Source organism: Aquamicrobium soli, from assembly GCF_042646345.1.
GTDB classification, from domain to species: Bacteria; Pseudomonadota; Alphaproteobacteria; order Rhizobiales; family Rhizobiaceae; genus Mesorhizobium; species Mesorhizobium soli_A.
Genome location: NZ_JBHRTK010000012.1, coordinates 842456 through 860439 on the forward strand (window position 1 = coordinate 842456; position 17984 = coordinate 860439).

Below are 17984 nucleotides of genomic sequence, written 5' to 3' on the forward strand. Positions count from 1 at the left end.
CGTACGCCGCTCTGCTATTCCTCGCCGTCTTCGTCCTCGTCCTTCGACTTCAGCGCCGACAGCTTGGCGAACACGGCATCGGCGTCCAGCTCCTCGTCCTCGTCCCGCGGCTTTTCCGTGGGCGGCACGAGCCGCTCGGTGACCGATGCCGGCAACAGCGTATCGCCGACCGGGGCGGCCGGCTCCTTGCCGCGCGAGGCGCGGTTGACTTCCATGTCGAGGTCGATCTGCGAGGTCAGGCCGAGCGTCACCGGGTCCATCGGCACCAGGTTGGCGGCGTTCCAGTGCTTGCGCTCGCGGATCTGCTCGATGGTCGACTTGGTGGTGCCGACCAGGCGCGAAATCTGCGCATCCTTCAGTTCGGGATGATTGCGCACCAGCCACAGGATCGCGTTCGGGCGGTCCTGGCGCTTCGACAGGGGGGTGTAGCGCGGGCCCTTGCGCTTGGATTCCGGTACCCGGACCTTCGGCTCGGAGAGCTTGAGGCGGTAGTTCTCGTCCTTTTCGCCGCGCGCGATCTCGTCGCGGGTCAACTGGCCGGTCATGATCGGGTCCATGCCCTTGATGCCCTGCGCCGATTCGCCGTCGGCGATCGCCTTCACTTCCAGCGGATGCAGGCCGCAGAACTGCGCGATCTGCTCGAAGGAGAGCGCGGTGTTGTCGACCAGCCAGACGGCGGTCGCCTTGGGCATGAGCAGCGTATTGACCATCGGATACAGTCCTTTTATTCGCCCGCGTTCCCGCGCGGGCGGTGGTTTTAGAGCCACCGATATGGGAAAAAGTGCGGCCTGTATAAACGCCCTTTGTGCGTTTCGCAACGGTTTTGGGCAATTTCAGCCGAATGAACCGCCGGTGGCGGCGGACGATTCGGCGATCAGTCGCACACCACCTGGACGCGCTCGCCCGACCGCGTGACGGAGCGGCACGCCAGCCCCGATGAGGCCTCGCCGGCGGGCGGGCGGGCACTGGACAGCCGGCGCGCTGACTTCCTCGCCGTTCTCGTTCCGGCGTGCGGCGATACCGGGAAAGGCTCGGGCACGGTGGCGACGACGTTCGGCCGGCTTTCGACCGGGCGCATGCGGCCGGGATGCCGCATGTCCAGCGGGCCGAGGTCGACGCGCCGTATGTCGAGGGGTTCGGGGATCACCACCGTTCCGTCGTCGGTCCTGGCGCAACCGCCCAGCGCCAGCGTCACGAAAACCAAACCTGGAAAGAACCGTCTCGGCATCCACCAACCTCCGTTGCCCGGACCTTGGCCAAGGAGGGTGGCCGGATCAAGGCAATGCGGCGGTGAAACGGCAGAGGTTGGGCTTAATTATGGCGCTTCCAGCTTTGTTAAGGTTAGCAGCTCGTTAATGCTTGCATGCCTATTGTCTGCGGCGAGCCGTCAAGAGGTTCGGGGTGGTACTGCCTGGGGTGAAGCGATTGTGGTGACTGCAGGAGAACCGGGTGACGCGCCGGCGGGGGACGCGAACATCCGAGAGCCGGCGGCAAAGGCCGGACCGCTTGCGGAATTGTCCGGCGAAGAACTGCTTGCCCTGGTCGAGGCCGGCGCCGACTGGCTGTGGGAAACCGATTCCGAGCTGCGCTTCTCGTGGTTTTCGGACACCTACCAGAAGGTCACCGGCATCGATCCGGCGCAGGTCATCGGCCGGTTCCGGTTCGATTTCCTCCGCAAGGCGCTCGACGGCAGCCGCGCCATCGCCGCGCATCTCGACGACCTGCAGGCGCATCGGCCGTTCCGCGACTTCGTCTATGAGCTGAAGGACGGCCGCAAGGGGTGTCGCTGGATCTCCACGACGGGTTTTCCGCGATTCGATGCGGACGGGACCTTCATCGGCTATCGCGGCGTCGGCCGCAACGTCACCGGGATCGCGGCCTCGGTGGAAGCGCTGGAAGAGGCTTCCTCGCAAGGCGAGGAGCCGCATGCCGAGCAGATGATGGCCGCGCTCAACGTCATGAACGACGCCTTCTGCTACTACGATGCGAACGATGTCCTCGTCCTTCACAACGAGGCCATGCGTACCATGTATGCCGACCTTGGCGACGCGCTCGCCCCAGGCGCCCGTTTCGAGGACCTGCTCGACGCCGGCCTGGCGCGCGGGATGTGGGATACGCAGGGCCTCCCGCCGGGCGAGTGGCGGCAGGCCTGGCTCGAGCGCCGCCGCAACCAGCTGCAATCGACGGCAATGCTGCGCTTCGCCGACGGGCGCTGCGTCATGCACCGGGAAGTGCGCGTTGCCGAAGGCGGCATCGTCGCCACCTGCACGGATGTGACCGAGCTTGAAAACCGGCAGAGCGAATTGCGGGTCATCGCCGAGCGCAGCAGCCAGCTATTGTTCGACCTGCAGCGCACGGTCGATTCGGTGGAGATGGGCATCGTCGTGGTCGACGCCGACCTCAATACGGAACTCATCAATCGTGCCTTCTATCGGTCGTGGGACATGTCTCCCGAGCAGGTGCCGCTTGGTGTTCCCTTTCGCCGGCTGATCGAATTCGACCGCAACAACGGGCTGGAGGACATCGCCGAGGACGACTGGGAGGCCTATGTCGCCCGGCGGCTGGCCGATATCCGGGCGGGAGAGGTGGCGCCCCGCGAATTCACGCGCGGCGACGGACGCTCGACGATCTATTCGGTCACCCCGCTTTCGGGCGGCAAGCGGCTGCTGACCTATTACGACGTCACCGAGATGAAGGCGCGCGAAGCGGAACTGGCGGTGACGCTGGAGAAGGCAAAGCTGGCCGAGGCGGTCATCAACAGCGTGCCCAATCCGATGTTCGTCAAGGACTCGGATCTGACCTACGTGATGGCCAACCAGGCCTTCGCCGACTTCTTCAGCACGACGCCCGAGCGGATCGTGGGCCTGAAGGACAAGGACCTTGTCCCGCCCGAGGAGCAGGGCCTGTTCGAGCCGTGGGAACGGCAGGTCCTCGAGACCGGGGAAATCTACGAAGTCGAAGTGGGCTTCGAGCGCGACGGCGTCGAGGGCGCGCGCATCGTTCGCAAGAATCGCGTCCGGACTTCGAGCGGCAAGGCTTATCTCGCCAGTTCGATCTTCGACGTCAGCGAACTGAAGCGCCGCGAGAAGGAGGCCGACGAAGCGCGCAAACATCTGGCCTATGTGCTGGAATCGCTGCCTGCCGCGGTCATGATCTACGATCGCGACGACAATTTCGTTTTCGCCAACAAGAAGCTGCAGGATTCATGGCCCGCCCTGAGGTCGGTGTGGAATCCGCAAAGCACGCTGCGCGACGCTTTCAGGGTCGGCTATGCCAGCGGCTATTTCATGGAGAGCGGCGACAAGGAAGTCGACAAGCTCTACGGCGTCGATACCGAACGCTGGATCGACGGCATGGTCGCGCGCTACCATCAGCGCAGTTTCGTCTCCGAGCGCCAGAATCCGGACGGCCGCTGGTACCAGGTCTACGACATGCGCACGGACGACGGCACCTTCATCGGCGTGCGCGTCGACATCACGGAGCTGAAAAGCCGCGAGAAGGCGCTGCGCGATTCGATGCGCCAGATCGACCTGTTCCGGCATGTGATGGACGAGTTGCCGGTCGCGGCCTTCGTCAAGGCCGAGGACCTGACGGTCGAGTTCGTCAACAAGGCCTGGTGCGCGATGACCGGCATCGCCAAGGACGAGGCGGTGGGGCGTACCGACGCCGAGTTGTTCCCCCGCGAGGCGGCGCAAGGCTACAGCTACAACGATTCCCAGGTCGGCATCACCGGCAAGGTCATCGAGGTGGAGGAACCGGTCGCCCATCGCGACGGCACGGTGCGGCAGGTGATGACGCGCAAGAGCCGGCTGGTGGCGTCGGACGGCTCGATCCATCTGGTCGGCTCCAGCGCCGACATCACCGACGTCAAGGCGCGCGAGCGGGACCTTGAAGAAAGCATGCGCGAGAACGAGGTGTTCCGCAGCCTGATCGATAACGTGCCGGTGTCGATCTACGCCAAGCGCGCAGACCTCAGGCAATTCTACGTCAACAAGGGGTGGTGCGAGCTCACCGGCTTCAGCTACGAGGAAGCGCTGGGCAAGACCGACATCGAAATCTTCGGCGCGGAGGGCGAGGCTTTCGTCGAGAGCGACCTCGAGGTGCTGCGGACCGGCGAGACGCAGGAGATGGAGGAAACGGTGACGGGGATCGATGGCAGCCTGCGCCATCAGTTCGCCCGCAAGGGCGCCATGATCGCCTCCGACGGCTCGCTCTACCTGATCGGCTCCACCACCGACATCACCGAACTGAAGCAACGCGAGGCGGAACTGCGGGAGGCCCGGCAGCGGGCGATCCTTGCCGATCGCGCCAAATCCGAATTCCTCGCCAATATGAGCCACGAAATCCGCACGCCGATGAACGGCGTCCTCGGCATGGCCGAGCTGCTGGCGAAGTCGGATCTCGACCCCAAGCAGCGGACGTTCACCGACATCATCGTGAAGTCGGGCAACGCGCTTTTGACCATCATCAACGACATTCTCGACTTTTCGAAGATCGATGCAGGCCAGCTGGTGCTCGATCCGGCGCCGTTCAACCTCGCCGAGGCGATCGAGGACGTGGCCACGCTGGTTTCGACGCGGGCCAAGGAAAAAGACCTGGAACTGATCGTGCGGGTCGAGCCCGGGCTCGACGGGCCCTACGTCGGCGATGTCGGGCGTATCCGCCAGATCGTCACCAACCTGCTCGGCAATGCGATCAAGTTCACCGACGAGGGCCATGTGCTGGTCGACGTCACCGGCGAGGCGGTGCCTGCCGGAACGCGGTTCCACGTCTCGGTGACCGACACCGGTATCGGCATTCCCGACGACAAGCGCCAGCTCGTCTTTGAAAAATTCAGCCAGGTCGATGCCTCGTCGACGCGGCGACACGAGGGCACGGGTCTCGGCCTCGCCATCACGGCGCGCCTGGTCGAGCTGATGGGCGGCGAGATCGGCGTCGAAAGCGAGGAGGGCAAAGGGTCCACCTTCTGGTTCTCCGTCACCTTGCCCGATGCCGGGCGGCCCGGGGCGTGGCGCCCCATGCCGATCGACATCACCGGGGCGCGCGTGCTGGTGGTCGACGACAATGCCGTCAACCGCGCCATCCTGTCGGAGCAGATGGCGGCGTGGAAGTTCGATTCCTGCGCGGCGGCCAGCGGCCCGGAAGGCCTGCAGGTGCTGGTTGCCGCGGCCGCCTACGGCCTGCCGGTGGACTGCATCGTGCTCGACTACCAGATGCCGGGCATGAGCGGCGCCGAGATGGCCCGCATCGTGCGCCGTACCGAGGGGCTGGCGGATACGCCGATCATCATGCTGACCTCGGTCGACCAGTCGCTGGCCAGCGTCAGCTACCGCGACCTCGCCATCGACGCCCACCTCATCAAGCCGGCGCGGTCCTCCGCCTTGCTCGAGGCGCTGGTCACCACCATCCAGTTCCATCGCGCCAAGTCGGGACCGCATGAGCCGCCGGCGCTCGCGCTGCCCGGGCCGGAACCGGCTGGCCGGGCGGAAGCGGCGGCCGAGGCGGTGGAATCTGCCGTGATGTTGCCGTCGAGGCCGCTGCCGCTGCGTCCGCGCGGCGACGCCGTGCCGGGCGACGGCCGCCAGCTCGATATCCTGGTCGCCGAGGATAACGAGGTGAACCAGATGGTGTTTACCCAGATACTGTCGGAGACGGGATACGCCTTCGAGATCGTCGAAAACGGCCGCAAGGCGCTGGAAGCCTATGCCCGCGCCAAGCCGCTCATGATCCTGATGGACGTATCCATGCCGGAGATGAACGGCCATGAGGCAACGGCCGAAATCCGCCGCCTGGAAGCAGGGACGGGGACGCATGTACCCATCGTCGGCGTGACGGCGCACGCCCTGAAGGGCGACCGCGAGCGCTGCATCGAGGCCGGCATGGACGACTACCTGTCCAAGCCGATCAGCCCCAAGGCGCTGCTGGAAAAGCTTCGGCGCTGGCTAAGCGAGGAAGGCGATGACGCCGGCTACGAGGCGGGCGCGAGGGCCTAGCTCCGTTTGAACGGAATCGGCCTTCTCTCGGGGCCATTTGCAGGCGCGGTGACGCCGCCTGCCTTCCCGCATCGTAATGGAAGCGTCACGAAGCTGTCATGTGACTGTTACAAACGCCGGCTATGGGCTTGCCGGGCGCCGGAAAACGGTGCCGCGAGACAAATCCGAACAGGAGCAGGCCACATGAGACATTTCCTCCGCTCTGCTGTCGTTGCCGTCGCAATGGCCACAGTATCCAGCTTCACCCTTTCCGCTGCCTCTGCCGCCGACATCTCCGGTGCGGGCGCCACCTTCCCCTATCCGATCTACGCAAAGTGGGCCGACGCCTACAAGAAGGAAACCAATATCGGCCTCAACTACCAGTCGATCGGTTCCGGCGGCGGCATCAAGCAGATCAAGGCCAAGACCGTGACCTTCGGCGCCTCCGATGCGCCCATGAAGGGCGAAGACCTCGAGTCGATCGGCCTGGCGCAGTTCCCCATGGTGATGGGCGGCATCGTGCCGGTGGTCAACATCGAAGGCATCAAGCCGGGTGAACTGGTCCTCGACGGCAAGACGCTCGCCGACATCTTCCAGGGCAAGATCACGAGCTGGGACGACGAGGCGATCAAGAAGCTCAACCCGGATGCCGCGCTGCCTTCGCAGGCCATCGCGGTCGTCCACCGCTCGGACGGCTCGGGCACGACCTTCAACTTCGCCACCTACCTGGCCGACGTCAGCGCCGACTGGAAGGACAATGTCGGCGTCAACACGGCGCTGGAGTGGCCGGTCGGCATCGGCGCCAAGGGTAACGAAGGCGTCGCCAACAACGTCGCCCAGACGGCCGGTTCGATCGGCTATGTCGAATACGCCTATGCCAAGCAGAACAACCTGACCTACACCGACCTGATCAACAAGGAAGGCAAGAAGGTCGAGCCGACCGCCGCCTCGTTCTCGGCCGCCGCCGCGAACGCCGACTGGTCCTCGCAGCCCGGCTACGGCGTCATCCTCGCCAACCAGCCCGGCGCCGAGACCTGGCCGATGACGGCCGCGACCTGGATCCTCGTCTACAAGCAGCCGGAAGACGCGGCCGCCACCGCCGAGGCGCTGAAGTTCTTCGCCTGGTCCTACGAGAAGGGCGGCGAGATGGCCGCCGAGCTCGACTACGTGCCGATGCCCGACAGCGTCGTCAAGAGCGTGGAGGCGATGTGGACCAAGGACATCGTCGGCAGCGACGGCAAGCCGCTCTATAACGGCATGTAAGGTCTGGAGGGGGTGCCCCGGCGCCCCCTTTCCCCAGCGAATGGAACGCCCATGACGATTGCTTCAGAAGCCATGCCGTTGTCGGAACAGATGCGGGCCAGGGCTGCCACCGTAAGGCGCTTTGCGCTTACCGACGCGGTCTTCCGCGCGGTTACCCGCGGTGCGGCGATCCTGGTCCTGCTCATCCTCGGCGGCGTCGGCATCTCGCTGGTGGTCGGCGCGTGGCCGGCCCTGTCGGCGTTCGGCGGCTCATTCCTGGTCACCCAGTCCTGGAACCCCGTCACCGAGAAATTCGGCGCGCTGGCGCCGATCTACGGCACCATCGTGACGGCGGCGATCGCCATCCTGATCGCGGTGCCGATCGGCATCGGCATTGCCGTCTTCCTCTCCGAATTGTGCCCGCGGCCGCTGCGCCGCCCGATCGGCATCGCGGTCGAGCTCCTGGCCGGCATTCCCTCGATCATCTACGGCATCTGGGGCTTGTTCGTCTTCGCACCGTTCCTGCAAACGACGGTCCAGCCCTTCGTCATCAACCTGTTCCACGGTGTTCCGGGCCTGTCGAGCCTGTTTGCCGGGCCGCCCTACGGCATCGGCCTGTTCACCTCGGCCCTGATCCTGGCGATCATGGTGCTGCCCTTCATCACCTCGATCACCAAGGACGTCTTCGACACGGTGCCGGCGGTGCTGAAGGAATCGGCCTACGGCATCGGCTGCACCACCTGGGAGGTCACGCGCCGCGTCGTCATCCCCTATACCCGCGTCGGCATCATGGGCGGCGTCATGCTGGGCCTCGGCCGCGCGCTGGGCGAGACGATGGCGGTAACCTTCGTCATCGGCAACGCCCACCGCATCTCGGCCTCGCTGTTTGCGCCCGGCACGACGATCTCGGCCACCATCGCCAACGAGTTCACCGAGGCCGACGGCGAGCTCTATACCTCCTCGCTGGTGGCGCTCGGCCTGATCCTGTTCGTCATCACCTTCATCATCCTCGCCATCGCCCGCTATATGCTGGCGCGGATCGAAAAGCGCGCGGGAGCCTGAAAGATGTCCGTATCCTCTTCGCTTCACCGCCGCCGCAAGGCCAGGAACGCCGTCATGATGACGCTGTGCATGGGGGCTGCCGGCGTCGGCCTCGCCTGGCTGGCGCTGATCCTCGGCGCGCTCGTCTACAAGGGCACGGCCGGCCTTTCGCTGGCGGTCTTCACCGAGATGACGCCGCCGCCGGGCGACGCGGGCGGCCTCGCCAACGCCATCTTCGGCAGCATCGTCATGACGATCATCGCCGTTCTCGTCGGCACGCCGGTCGGCATCCTCGCCGGCACCTACATGGCCGAATACGGGCGCTTCTCGCGGCTGACCACGGTGGTGCGCTTCATCAACGACATCCTCTTGTCGGCGCCGTCGATCGTCATCGGCCTGTTCGTCTACGAATTGATGGTGCGGCCGATGGGGCACTTTTCTGCGCTCGCCGGAGCCATGGCGCTGGCGATCCTGGTGATCCCCGTGGTCGTGCGCACGACCGAGGATATGCTGAACCTGGTGCCGAATGCGCTGCGCGAGGCAGGCACCGCCATCGGTGCGCCGCGCTGGATCGTCATCCGTTCGGTCGGCTACCGTGCCGCCATGTCGGGCATCGTCACCGGCATCCTGCTGGCGATCGCCCGCATCTCCGGCGAGACGGCGCCGCTCCTGTTCACTTCGCTCAACAACCAGTTCTGGTCCGGCAACCTCAATGCGCCGATGGCGAGCCTGCCGGTCACCATCTTCCAGTTCGCGCTTTCCCCTTACGAGGAATGGCAGCAACTGGCCTGGACCGGAGCGCTCATCATCACCCTGACGGTTCTGGCCCTGAGCATCTTCGCCAGAAGCCTCACCGGACGCAGGACCTAAGACAGGATGGCACAGATGTTGGCTTCCGAGATGACCATGACGCAAAGCGTTGCCGAAAAGGCCGCCAAGACCAAGATCGAGGTCAAGAACCTCAATTTCTACTACGGCGAGTCGAAGGCGCTGAAGAACATCACGCTGTCCCTGCCGGAGCGCAGCGTGACCGCCTTCATCGGCCCGTCCGGCTGCGGAAAGTCGACGCTGCTGCGCGTCTTCAACCGCATCTACGAACTCTACCCCAAGCAGCGCGCCGAGGGGCAGGTCCTGCTCGACGGCTACAACGTGCTCGACCGCTCCCAGGACCTCAACCTGCTGCGCTCCAAGATCGGCATGGTGTTCCAGAAGCCGACGCCGTTCCCGATGTCGATCTACGAGAACATCGCCTTCGGCGTGCGGCTCTACGAGAACATCGCCAAGAGCGAGATGGACGGCCGCGTCGAGCAGGCTCTGCGGCGCGCGGCCCTGTGGGACGAGGTCAAGGACAAGCTCGACGCCAGCGGCACCAGCCTTTCGGGCGGCCAGCAGCAGCGGCTGTGCATCGCGCGCACCGTGGCGGTGAAGCCGGAGGTGATCCTGCTCGACGAGCCGGCTTCGGCGCTCGACCCGCTGTCCACCGCCAAGATCGAGGAACTGATCGACGAATTGCAGGCCGACTACACCATCGTCATCGTCACCCACAACATGCAGCAGGCGGCCCGCGTGTCGAGCCAGACCGCCTTCATGTATCTCGGCGAACTGATCGAGTTCGACAAGACCGAGAAGATTTTCACCTCGCCCGGCCACAAGCGCACACAGGACTACATCACCGGCCGGTTCGGTTGAGCCGCAGCCACGGCCATAGGGATACGGACAGCACCATGAAAGAACATACCGTCACCGCCTTCGACGAGGAACTGGGGCAGATCGGCGGCCTGCTCAACGGCATGGGCGAACTTGCCGGCGCGATGGTGAACAGCGCCACCCATGCGCTGCTTGCCGGCGACAACGCGCTGGCGCAGAGGGTCGTTTCCGACGATGCCCTGATGGACTCGCGCCAACGCGAACTGGACGACCGGGCCATCACGCTCATCGCCAAGCGCCAGCCGATGGCCGACGACCTGCGCGCCGTTGTCGGCTCGATCCGAATGGCCGGCGACCTGGAGCGCATCGGCGACCTTGCCAAGAACATCGCCAAGCGCGTGGGCGCGGTCGGGCAGGACGCCATCCCGCGCACGCTCTCGCACTCGATCGACGGTATGGCGCAACTGGTCCTGGAGCAGGTTCGCGGCGTCGTCGAGCGCTACACCGCAGGCGATACCGCCGGGCTCGCGGCGCTGCGCAACGACGACGAGCGCATCGACGTCAAATACACGGCGGTTTTCCGCGAGTTGCTGACCTATATGATGGAGGACCCGCGCAATATCACGGCCTGTACGCATCTGCTGTTTTGCGCGAAGAATCTGGAGCGCATCGGCGACCATGTCACCAATGTCGCCGAGAACGCGTATTATGTGCTGAGCGGCGAACAACTCCCGGCAGACCGCCCCAAGGCGGACGAGATGGCAGCGCCGACCGCGTGAGCGGGTAGACAGGAAGGTGGATTGCATGATCGCACCGCGTATCATGGTGGTGGAAGACGAGGAGCCGCTGGGCGTGCTCCTGCGCTACAACCTGGAATCCGAAGGCTACCAGGTCGAAGTGGTGACCCGGGGCGACGAAGCCGAGATCAGGCTGCAGGAAAGCGTGCCCGACCTTCTGGTGCTGGACTGGATGGTGCCGGCGCTTTCCGGCATCGAACTGTGCCGGCGCCTGCGCATGCGGCCCGAGACCGAGCGCCTGCCGATCATCATGCTGACGGCGCGCGGCGAGGAAAGCGACCGGGTGAGGGGGCTTTCGACCGGCGCCGACGACTACCTCGTCAAGCCGTTCTCGACGCCGGAATTCATGGCGCGGGTGAAGGCGCTGCTCCGGCGTGCCAAGCCGGAGGTGCTGTCCTCCGTGCTGAAGGTCGGCGACATCGTGCTCGACCGCGAGACCCACCGTGTCTACCGCAGCGACAGCGAGATCAAGCTCGGGCCGACGGAGTTCCGCCTGCTGGAATTCATGATGCGCTCGCCCGGCCGCGTGTTCTCGCGCGGGCAGTTGCTGGACAATGTCTGGGGCGAGTCGATCTATGTCGACGAGCGCACCGTCGACGTCCATGTCGGGCGCCTGCGCAAGGCGGTAAATGGCGGCCATGCGGAGGACGTCATCCGCACCATCCGCGGCGCCGGCTACGCGATCAGGGAAGCCTGACCGCCGACCGGCGGCGGCATCGGCCGCCCCGGCGCGAAAATCTCCTGGTCGACGAACACCAGCGCGCGCATGGCGCAGCCTTCGCGGATCAGCAGCAGTTCGTTGGTTTCGGTATCGAAGCTGATCGATTTCGAGTGGTGGCCGCCGGCGGTCTTGGCGATGGCCTCGCGCAGCGCCGGCTCGATGAGATCGAAAGCGCTCGCGCCCACCCCGACCATGGTGACCGGCGCCGGATCGATGAGGGCGAACAGGCTGCCGAGGCCGAAGCCGAGGGCCTCGCCGGCCTTGCGGAAGGCTTCGCGCTCCGGCCCGTCGCGTTCGCGGGCGATTTCCGCCAGCGCGCGGATGTCGGCATCGGTCACGTCGGCGGAAGGTTCTTCGTTATCGTTATGCTGGCGGGCGTTGCGCCAGATGGCGTAGTTGCCGGCATAAGCCTCGATGCAGCCGCGCCGTCCGCAGCGGCACAACGCGCCCTCCGGCTTGTGCACCATGTGGCCGAACTCACCGCCCGACGAATGCGTGCCGGTGAACAATTGCCCCTTGAGCACGATGCCCATGCCGATGCCGTGCGACAAAAGCACGGCGATGAAGTCGTCGCGGTAATGGGCGGGGTCGCGCCAGCGCAGCGCCACCGCCATCATGTTGCAGTCGTTCTCGATGACGACGGGAATGCCGAATTCCTTCTCCAGTATGGCGGCGAAGGGGATGTCGGTCTGCGGGGTGATCGGCGACCACAGCATGGCGCGCGCCGCCGAATCGGTGGTGCCCTGGACGGCGAGCACGATGCGCGCGACGCGCCTGGCGTCGAGCGCCGGGTCCTCCAGTTGCCGCCGTATGAAGGCGACGCATTCGCCGATCAGGTCCTCGCGCGGCAGCGACTGCGTATCCAGCCGCCGCTCGTCCTGCGCGACCACGCCACCGGTGTAGTCGATGACGGCCAGCGACAGGAAATTCAGCGACAGCACCACGCTCAGCACGAAGGAGGCCTGCGGATTGAGCGCCAGCCCGACTTGCGGGCGCCCGCGCTTGGCGGAAGGGACGCTGTCCCTGCTTTCGCTGAGGATGCCTTCGGCGATGAGGTCGGCCGAGATCGCCGATATGGTCGAATGGCTGAGCCCTGTCTCCGCCGCGATCGCCGTGCGCGACACCTGCCCGACGGAACGGCGAACGGCCGAAAGCACCAGCGCGCGGTTGCGCCGGCGCAGATCGTCGTGGCGTACTCCGGCTGCCATCCTGCCTATTCCTCCACCTTGCCGGCCCCCGCGCTCCTCGCTGTTTCGTGACTTTGTGGGACACTGGCAATAGCCTAATCCTTAGTGAAAGCCTTTCGCCCTGTCATTGTTTATTTCGGGTTTCGAAAAAATTATGGAACGGGACGAATCCCTGTTGACAGGCCGGGGGCGTTGGGTGAGTATTTTTTCGAAGCTCGAAATAAAAGCTTCACTTTAGGGTCCGGGCTTGTCCGGGCCATGATGGTCGCGTCCCACGAGGGCGTAGGGAGGAAATCATGAAGAAGTTTACTGCCGCCATCATGGCGGGTGCCGCGCTTTCCATGACGCTGGTGTCGGTCGCGCAGGCGAAGGACAAGGTGATCGGCGTTTCCTGGTCGAACTTCCAGGAAGAGCGCTGGAAGACCGACGAAGCGGCGATCAAGAAGGCGCTGGAAGCCAACGGCGACAAATACATTTCCGCCGATGCCCAGTCTTCGGCCGCCAAGCAGCTTACCGACGTCGAAAGCCTGATCTCGCAAGGCGCGAACGCGCTGATCATCCTGGCGCAGGATGCTTCCGCCATCGGACCGGCCGTGCAGAAGGCGCTGGACGAAGGCATCCCGGTGGTCGGCTACGACCGCCTGATCGAGAACAAGGACGTATTCTACCTGACCTTCGACAACAAGGAAGTCGGGCGCATGCAGGCCCGTGAGGTCTACAAGGTCAAGCCGGAAGGCAACTACGTGTTCATCAAGGGCTCGGGCGCCGACCCGAACGCCGACTTCCTGTTCGCCGGCTCGATGGAAGTGCTGAAGGACGCCATCGACAGCGGCAAGATCAAGAATGTCGGCGAGGCCTATACCGACGGCTGGCTGCCGGCCAACGCCCAGAAGAACATGGAGCAGTTCCTGACCGCCAACGACAACAAGGTCGACGCGGTGGTGGCCGCCAATGACGGCACCGCCGGCGGCGCCATCGCGGCGCTGCAGGCGCAGGGCCTTGCCGGCACCGTGCCGGTTTCCGGCCAGGACGCCGACCACGCGGCCCTCAACCGCATCGCGCTCGGCACGCAGACGGTCTCGGTGTTCAAGGATGCCCGCGACCTCGGCAAGAACGCCGCCGAGATCGCCTCGCAACTGGCCGACGGCAAGGCCATGACCGACATCGCGGGCGTGCAGGACTTCACGACGCCCGGCGGCAACACCGTCAAGTCGGTGTTCCTGACGCCGGTCGCGATCACCAAGGACAACCTCAACGTCGTCATCGACGCGGGCTGGATCAGCAAGGACGAGGTCTGCGCCGGCGTGAAGGCAGGCAGCGTCGCCGTCTGCAACTAGGCGCCCGGCCTCCGGTAATCCCGATGCCGCCGCGCCGACGGGGTGCGGCGGCATCGTTCGACTTCATTTGAAATCGAAAAGCGCATAACATCGCAGCCAGCCAACGCGGTGGGAGGAAATCATGGCCGACACCACGACGTCCAGCGCCTCGGCCGAGGTCGCCCGTGCCTCCGAACTGGGACCGGTCGGCCGGTTCCTGAAGGCGACCGAACTCGATACCCGCATGCTCGGCATGGTTGCGGCGCTGATCCTGATCTGGATGCTGCTGCACGGCCTGTCCGGCGGCCTGTTCCTTACGCCGCGCAATCTGTGGAACCTGTCGGTGCAGACCTCCTCGGTCGCCATCATGGCCACCGGCATGGTGCTGGTCATCGTCATGCGCCACATCGACCTGTCGGTGGGTTCGCTGGAAGGCGTCATCGGCATGGTGATGGGCGTCATGCAGGTGCACATCCTCATCCGTGTCTTCGGCATCCAGACGGGCGATCCGTGGATCTGGGTCATCGCGCTTGCCTGCGGCGTGGCCGCCGGCCTGATCGTCGGCGCGTTCCAGGGCTTCATCATCGCCTACATGGAAGTACCGTCCTTCATCGTCACGCTGGGCGGCCTGCTGGTCTGGCGCGGGGCGGCCTGGTGGGTCACCAGCGGCCAGACGGTGGCGCCGCTCGACGCGACCTTCCAACTGATGGGCGGCGGACCGCGCGGCTCCATCGGCGCGACATGGAGCTGGGTCGCCGCCGCCGTGGCCTGCCTCGCCGTCGTGCTGATGCTCATCAACGGCCGAGCGCAGCGCAAGCGCTTCAAGTTCCCGCTGCGGCCGGTATGGGCCGAAACCTTCATCGGCGCGGTCAATTGCGCGGTTATCGTCGGCGCGGTGTGGATCGCCAACTCCTATCCGTGGCCGGTCGGCATCGTTCGCCGGTATGCCGAGCAGAACGGCATCGAAATCCCCGAGGGCGGCCTGTTCATCGCCCATGGCATCGCCATTCCGGTTCTGATGGCGGTGGCCGTCGGCATCGTCATGACCTTCGTCACCAACCGGACCCGCTTCGGCCGCTATGTCTTCGCCATCGGCGGCAACCCGGAAGCGGCCAACCTCGCCGGCATCAACACGCGCTGGGTGACGGTCAAGGTCTTCATGATCATGGGCGCGCTCGTCGCCGTCAGCGCGGCGATCTCGTCGGCCCGCCTCAACGCCTCCACCAATGCGCTCGGTACGCTGGACGAACTGCTGGTCATCGCCGCGGCCGTCATCGGCGGCACGTCGCTCGCCGGCGGCTCCGGCACCATCATCGGCGCCATGCTGGGCGCGCTCCTGATGCAGTCCCTGCAATCGGGCATGGTGTTGCTCGGCATCGATTCGCCGCTGCAATCGATCGTCGTCGGCGCGGTGCTGGTGATCGCGGTGTGGCTCGACACCGTCTACCGGAAGCGGGTCTAGGAGGCAGGAAATGGCTGAGAACATGGCATATGCCGGCGCCGTTCCGCTGGTCGACATGAAGAACATCTCGATCGCTTTCGGCGGCATCCGGGCCGTCGACGATGCCTCGGTCGATCTCTATCCCGGCGAGGTCGTGGCGCTGCTCGGCCATAACGGCGCCGGCAAATCGACTCTGATCAAGATCCTGTCTGGCGCCTACAGGCGCGACGCCGGCCATATCTTCGTCAACGGCGAGGAGGCTTCGATCTCCAACCCGCGCGATGCCAAGCGGTACGGCATCGAGACGATCTACCAGTCGCTGGCGCTCGCCGACAATGTCGATGCCGCCGCCAACCTGTTCCTCGGGCGCGAACTGATGACCAAGTGGGGCACGCTCGACGACGCCGCCATGGAGGCGGAGGCGCGCAAAGTCATGGGCCGGCTGAACCCGCGCTTCCAGCGCTTCAAGGACCCGGTGATCAAGCTCTCCGGCGGCCAGCGCCAGTCGGTGGCGATCGCGCGCGCGATCCTGTTCAATGCCCGCATCCTGATCATGGATGAGCCGACGGCGGCGCTCGGCCCGCAGGAAACCGCGCAGGTCGGCGAACTGGTCAAGCAGCTGAAGGCGGAGGGGATCGGCATCTTCCTCATCAGCCACGACATCCACGATGTCTTCGATCTCGCCGACCGCGTCTGCGTCATGAAGAACGGCCAGGTGGTCGGCACCGCACGCACCACCGACGTGACGCAGGACGAGGTCCTCGGCATGATCATCCTCGGCAAATGCCCGCCCGGCGCCGTTCCCGGTCCCGGCGCGCTGAAGATTGCCGCCTGACGGGCATCCGGGCTGCCTCGGCCCGGCATCACCTGAATCACGGCCTGTGCAGCCGGGCCGCCCTGGTGCCGCGCCTGCTTGTGTTGGCGCGCGAACGCGCTAAGAAGGTCAGGTCTCGTCCAGGTTGCGGAATGACTTGAAGAAGATACATCCGATCGCTGCCTTCGTCGCCGTTGCCCTGATCAGCCTGGCAATGGCCGGCTATGCCTATTTCGCGACGCAGGAAGCCGCGCGCATCAAGTTCGTGGCGGCGGTCAACGACGCGCAGGACCGCATCGAGAGCCGGATGGAGCTGCACCTGTCGTTGCTTCGGGCAACCAAGGCGCTGTTCGAATCGCAGGACGGCGACGTTTCCCCCAGCGAATACGCGGCCTTCTACAAGGCGCTGGACGTGTCCGATCATTTCGCCGGCCTGCACGGCATCGGTTTCATCCGGGTGGTGAAGGCGGGAGAGGAAGCGGCCGTCGAGCGCGAACTGACCGACAATCTCGGCGGTGATCGCAAGGTCCATCCGCCGTCCAGTCTGCCGCAGCGCGCCATCACCGTCCTGGTGGAGCCGCATGACGGCTACAGCGATCCCGTCATCGGCTTCGACATGATGGTGGACCCGGCGCGTCGGGAAGCCATCGAGCAGGCCCTGGACGACAACGGGGTCCACGCGACCGGACGCGTGCTGATGGGCGACAAGACCGGGGCCAGCCGCAACTTTGCCGGCTTTCTGGTCTTCACCCGCCTGACCCGCCAGGCGGCGTCGGATTTGCCGGGCACGGGGCTGGTCTACAACGCGTTTCGCGCCGAGGACCTGTTCCAGACGGCGCTCGCCAAGACGCCGCTGCTGCCGGTCAGCGTCGAAGTCTACGACGGCGACGTGGGCGACGATTCGCTGATGTTCCGCTCCGAAACGCCGCCTGCCTCCCCGCTGGCGGAAAGCCTCGCCACCGTCCGCAAGTTCACCATGGCCGGCCGGCAATGGACGGTCCTGTTTAGGCCCACCAGCGCCTTCGCCTCGCCGTCGTCGCGCGCCGTGCCGCTGCTGCTCGGCCTGTTCGGGCTGATGCTGGCCGGAGCGATTGCGCTCTTTTTGCGCTATCAGCAGAAAGCCCTCGAAGCGGCATCGACGCTGCACGAGACGACGGAAAAAAGCCTGCTCGAGAAAGAGCTGATGCTTCAGGAAATGAAGCACCGCATCAAGAATTCGATTGCCCGCGTGCTGGCCATCGCCCGCCAGACCGCCGCGCAGGCGGACGACATCGGCCAGTTCTCCTCGTCCTTTTCCGCGCGCCTGCAGGCGATGGCCGCCTCGCAGGACATGCTGACGCGTTCGCGCTGGCAGAAGGCGGATCTCGGCGACTTGCTGCGCATCGAGCTTGGCCAGGTTTTCGGCAAGGAACTGCCCGAAGACCTGCTCGATGGGCCGCAGGTGCTGCTGGACGAGACGACGACGCAGGCGCTGGGCCTGACGTTCCATGAACTGGCGACCAACGCCTTGAAATACGGGAAGGTGGGCAGCCTGGTGAGTTCCCTGCGGATTCGCTGGCGCCTGGAAGGCCGCTCCCGTAGCCGCGCACTGGCGCTGGACTGGCATGAGACGGGGCAGGCGGACCTGCAGTCGCCCTCCGGGACCGGGTTCGGCACCAAGCTGATCGATCTCAACATCGTCCGCGAGCTGGGCGGCGAGATCAGCCGCGATTATCGCCCCGACGGGCTAAAGGTCAGGATCAGGATTCCGCTGCCGGGTAACCCTGCCGTTTGAAACCCTGATGCCGGCCAACAAAAAAGGCCGGC

At 65.5% G+C, this 17984-nt stretch carries 14 protein-coding genes; 11 read left to right on the forward strand and 3 right to left on the reverse strand.

All coding sequences use genetic code 11. The features are described 5' to 3' along the window. Positions 1 to 14: 14 nt before the first annotated feature. Positions 15 to 710 carry a DUF1013 domain-containing protein gene (locus ACFOHJ_RS13870; RefSeq protein ID WP_378221367.1) on the reverse strand — a complete coding sequence of 232 codons (696 nt, stop codon included), beginning with the start codon at positions 708 to 710 and terminating at the stop codon, positions 15 to 17. A 164-nt stretch (positions 711 to 874) separates the two neighbouring features. Next, a complete protein-coding gene (locus ACFOHJ_RS13875; RefSeq protein ID WP_378221370.1) occupies positions 875 to 1228 on the reverse strand; it encodes a hypothetical protein in 354 nt (117 codons plus the stop codon). A 202-nt stretch (positions 1229 to 1430) separates the two neighbouring features. Between ACFOHJ_RS13875 and ACFOHJ_RS13880 the strand changes: the two genes are divergently transcribed. From ACFOHJ_RS13880 to phoB, 7 genes are all read left to right on the forward strand, one after another. Next, positions 1431 to 5993 carry a PAS domain-containing protein gene (locus ACFOHJ_RS13880; protein WP_378221371.1) on the forward strand — a complete coding sequence of 1521 codons (4563 nt, stop codon included), beginning with the start codon at positions 1431 to 1433 and terminating at the stop codon, positions 5991 to 5993. Positions 5994 to 6176: 183 nt separating this feature from the next. Continuing rightward, a complete protein-coding gene (pstS, locus tag ACFOHJ_RS13885) occupies positions 6177 to 7235 on the forward strand; it encodes a phosphate ABC transporter substrate-binding protein PstS (RefSeq protein WP_378221373.1) in 1059 nt (352 codons plus the stop codon). Between the two features lie 51 nt (positions 7236 to 7286). Further along, the gene (gene pstC, locus ACFOHJ_RS13890) at positions 7287 to 8276 is read left to right on the forward strand and encodes a phosphate ABC transporter permease subunit PstC (RefSeq protein ID WP_378221374.1); all 990 of its coding nucleotides are present in this window, start codon (positions 7287 to 7289) and stop codon (positions 8274 to 8276) included. A gap of 3 nt (positions 8277 to 8279) precedes the next feature. Continuing rightward, on the forward strand, positions 8280 to 9125 hold the full coding sequence (gene pstA / locus ACFOHJ_RS13895) for a phosphate ABC transporter permease PstA (protein ID WP_378221376.1): 846 nt from the start codon (positions 8280 to 8282) through the stop codon (positions 9123 to 9125). Positions 9126 to 9131: 6 nt separating this feature from the next. Further along, positions 9132 to 9944, forward strand: a complete 813-nt coding sequence (pstB, locus tag ACFOHJ_RS13900) for a phosphate ABC transporter ATP-binding protein PstB (RefSeq protein WP_378221379.1) — start codon at positions 9132 to 9134, stop codon at positions 9942 to 9944. Between the two features lie 35 nt (positions 9945 to 9979). Further along, positions 9980 to 10681, forward strand: coding sequence for a phosphate signaling complex protein PhoU (gene phoU / locus ACFOHJ_RS13905; protein WP_378221381.1), 702 nt, complete (start codon positions 9980 to 9982; stop codon positions 10679 to 10681). Positions 10682 to 10706: 25 nt separating this feature from the next. After that, positions 10707 to 11396, forward strand: coding sequence for a phosphate regulon transcriptional regulator PhoB (phoB, locus tag ACFOHJ_RS13910; RefSeq protein ID WP_378221382.1), 690 nt, complete (start codon positions 10707 to 10709; stop codon positions 11394 to 11396). Here the strand turns inward: phoB and ACFOHJ_RS13915 are convergent. Further along, positions 11375 to 12628: an ROK family protein gene (locus ACFOHJ_RS13915; RefSeq protein WP_378221383.1), complete on the reverse strand. Its 1254-nt coding sequence runs from the start codon at positions 12626 to 12628 to the stop codon at positions 11375 to 11377. The genes phoB and ACFOHJ_RS13915 overlap by 22 nt on opposite strands. 275 nt (positions 12629 to 12903) lie before the next feature. On the opposite strand from ACFOHJ_RS13915, the gene xylF reads away from it, so the two are divergent. From xylF to ACFOHJ_RS13935, 4 genes are all read left to right on the forward strand, one after another. Next, on the forward strand, positions 12904 to 13944 hold the full coding sequence (gene xylF / locus ACFOHJ_RS13920; RefSeq protein WP_378221385.1) for a D-xylose ABC transporter substrate-binding protein: 1041 nt from the start codon (positions 12904 to 12906) through the stop codon (positions 13942 to 13944). A gap of 121 nt (positions 13945 to 14065) precedes the next feature. Next, positions 14066 to 15385 (forward strand): sugar ABC transporter permease, encoded by a 1320-nt coding sequence (locus ACFOHJ_RS13925; RefSeq protein WP_378221388.1) that lies wholly within the window; start codon positions 14066 to 14068, stop codon positions 15383 to 15385. Between the two features lie 10 nt (positions 15386 to 15395). Then, positions 15396 to 16199, forward strand: coding sequence for an ATP-binding cassette domain-containing protein (locus ACFOHJ_RS13930; protein ID WP_378221391.1), 804 nt, complete (start codon positions 15396 to 15398; stop codon positions 16197 to 16199). Between the two features lie 136 nt (positions 16200 to 16335). Then, entirely contained in the window at positions 16336 to 17952 is a 1617-nt protein-coding gene (locus tag ACFOHJ_RS13935; RefSeq protein WP_378221394.1) for a CHASE domain-containing protein, read from the forward strand. Positions 17953 to 17984: the final 32 nt, after the last annotated feature.